This window comes from Mixta mediterraneensis, from assembly GCF_030283135.1.
Taxonomy (GTDB): domain Bacteria; phylum Pseudomonadota; class Gammaproteobacteria; order Enterobacterales; family Enterobacteriaceae; genus Pantoea; species Pantoea mediterraneensis.
Window position 1 is genome coordinate 1 of the sequence record NZ_JASUAZ010000105.1, and the last position, 2,456, is coordinate 2,456.

The 2,456-nt window shown below is 47.8% G+C and carries 3 protein-coding genes; 1 reads left to right on the forward strand and 2 read right to left on the reverse strand.

Annotated features, from left to right (window positions below; all coding sequences use genetic code 11):
* Positions 1 to 37: 37 nt before the first annotated feature.
* Together traI and mobA are read right to left on the reverse strand one after the other, a co-directional pair.
* Positions 38 to 1,393: a TraI/MobA(P) family conjugative relaxase gene (gene traI, locus QRY16_RS21715; RefSeq protein WP_289778026.1), complete on the reverse strand. Its 1,356-nt coding sequence runs from the start codon at positions 1,391 to 1,393 to the stop codon at positions 38 to 40.
* Position 1,394: 1 nt separating this feature from the next.
* Positions 1,395 to 1,739 carry a plasmid mobilization protein MobA gene (gene mobA / locus QRY16_RS21720; protein ID WP_289778027.1) on the reverse strand — a complete coding sequence of 115 codons (345 nt, stop codon included), beginning with the start codon at positions 1,737 to 1,739 and terminating at the stop codon, positions 1,395 to 1,397.
* Between the two features lie 267 nt (positions 1,740 to 2,006).
* Here mobA and QRY16_RS21725 point away from each other — a divergent pair, with 267 nt between their 5' ends.
* Positions 2,007 to 2,330, forward strand: a complete 324-nt coding sequence (locus QRY16_RS21725) for a molybdopterin-guanine dinucleotide biosynthesis protein MobC (protein ID WP_289778028.1) — start codon at positions 2,007 to 2,009, stop codon at positions 2,328 to 2,330.
* The last annotated feature ends 126 nt before the right edge of the window (positions 2,331 to 2,456 follow it).

A 2,456-nucleotide genomic window follows, 5' to 3' on the forward strand; every position in this document is an offset into this window, starting at 1 on the left:
GGGTACGATGCAGTACATTCCTCACTTCAATGCGTCGTCAGGAAAAACTGTACCATTGACTCACCCCGCACAGCGCAGCCATATCTTTCATCTTCTCAACTTCCAGCGCACGGAACATCAGTTTACGCAGTAGTGGATCACGTTCATTCAGGCGGACATTATTTTTACGAATGCGATAACTGGCCGACAGTTCACGGAATCGGGTCCGGGATTCATCAGCAGAAATTCCCGGCCGGACAAAACTGGTTTTGTATGCCTTGTAGCGGGAAATTAAATCCTGTCTTGCCTCTGCACGCGCATTACGACGTTCAGCCCTCGCCCCGTTATCGCGACGGTGAAGGCGGTTGTCATACTGCGAATCAATGTTCACTGTACTCAGCAGTACATCTTTACCATCCTTGTTAACTTCACGAACAATGGATGCTGGATTAAATTTCCCGAGCAATTCCTGCTGACAGCTCAGCGTCAGTTCCGGATGTAGATCGCTGGCCTTAACTGAACATTGCTCATCATTGGCAACGTCATAGATAGCGAGGCCCTCACCTTTCTTACGTAGCTCAAGCCCGGCAGCGATCAGAATGTCATGCACGTCATCCCAGTTGTAATCACTTTGCATAAACAAAGAATTCAGCTTCTCCCTGCAATTATCTACGGCATAAGAGAACAGACTTTCCTTGTCGCCAAAGTGCTCCATCTGTCGTGCAGCTGAAGGGGCTGATTTGTAAAACTTGCGGTTCCGGAAAATCGCACCGTCGCCATTAACCATGTAAGGTCCATTGTCATGCTTCCAGCCATTTTTCAGCTCCAGCTCACGACAGCAACGGTCAAGGGTAAAGTAATCATTGTAGGGGGCGGCGACTTTGTAACTGGCCGGATTAACACGATTTACGGTCAGGTGGCAGTGCACATTATCAGTGTCATCATGTATGGCGAAAACATACTGATGATCTTCCATTCCCAGACGCTTAAGACAATACCTTGCTGACTCAAAAATCTGGTCAGGCGTCGGCCGTTCTGAGGTCGGCCAGGACAGGATGGCGTGGTAGACAGGGTCATTGCAGCGCGTGTTTTGCATGGCAACCATGTCCATTTCCGTAGACGAAGTCTCCAGTGAAAAACAGTTAGTTTCGCAGATGACTTTATCGCAACGCACCTGCTGGCGTCCATCCGGGAACGTTGCGATAATATCCTGCGAATCAGGCAGCGCATTACGCGTCGCGTACCCAACGAGGTCATTGAAAATTTTATCTTCCGCCCGGGACTTACGAACAAACGGTTTTTCTGGCGACAGCGTTTCGCTCATCTCCACATCATCACGCAGGATGGTGTAAGAGATAAGTTGTACGAAACTGGATTTACCATCACGCCTTCTTTCAGCGACTACCGCAAGCATCTTAGTCCTCAGTATTGTTCAGGCTGTCAGCTCTGAACTTCATCAAAGCAACCTTTGTCGCAATCAGAGCGTCAGAAAAGCCTTTGCTTCTTTCCGTCGTCATAACACCGTCTTTCTTCATCTCACTGTAGAGATGCTTCAACAATCCCCCCAGCTTCAGTATCTCATTCATCTGCCGTGTGTCGCCTTTAGCCACAATACGGCGACCAAGAGCTGAACGCCGAAGAAACTCACCGGTAGACAGACCGGCTGATTTGGCACTGGCCTGTATCTGTTCTTTCTCTTCAGGGAAGCATCGCACGCTGCCCAGCAAAGCCGTTCTCTGGCGTTTTTCACTCTTGCTCATCTTAAACCCTGCTTAACCGCTGAGGCGGGCACTGCAAGTAGGGTGTCGGGACGGAGTCCTGACCAAGAGTTTTGTTGGACTGACTGCGTGCAGGCGGTTCAACAAAACATACCTTGTCCCACGTTTTAATCCAATATGTGCCATTATGGCCGATTCTCTTTGTAAAGTCATTACGCCAGATGTGGAATGGGGTCTCTTTGATTCCTGGGCGAATACGAGGGTATAATTAAAAAGTTGATTCTGCACAAAACACAAAAGGATATGGACATGTCTGCAAACAGCTTTTACACACAGGAACAGCTTGAACTGGCAAAAATGCAGCTCGCTGAATTACCTGATTTGAATGCATCACGAATGAAAGGAAAAGATGTACTTTCACACCTGAGAGAACAGCTGATTGAACTGTCTGTGAAAAAAGGGTATTCGGTGTCTGAGATAAAATCAGCGCTGGATTTGGCTGGTATATCTGTCAGCATAAAAGCAATAAAAGAGGCAATTGATACCGGTACGGCGAAAAGTCGCAAGAAATCGGCTGTTAAGAAATCAGCAAATGCAAAAACGTCTGAGCAGGCAGAATCAAAATCATCCTGATAGCGACATTGCGGCTAATGTGATGTGTGTTATTTCACCGCAAAGGGGTCAATCCCCTGCGTGGTGAAGCGCGCTGAAAATGGTGATCGGTTTTTAAATAATCACATACAGCCCGACATATTATCG

Coding starts and splice junctions, on each gene's coding strand:
- QRY16_RS21725 (WP_289778028.1), top strand. CDS start 2,007: ATGTCTGCAAACAGCTTTTACACACAGGAACAGCTTGAACTGGCAAAA.
- traI (WP_289778026.1), bottom strand. CDS start 1,393: ATGCTTGCGGTAGTCGCTGAAAGAAGGCGTGATGGTAAATCCAGTTTC.
- mobA (WP_289778027.1), bottom strand. CDS start 1,739: ATGAGCAAGAGTGAAAAACGCCAGAGAACGGCTTTGCTGGGCAGCGTG.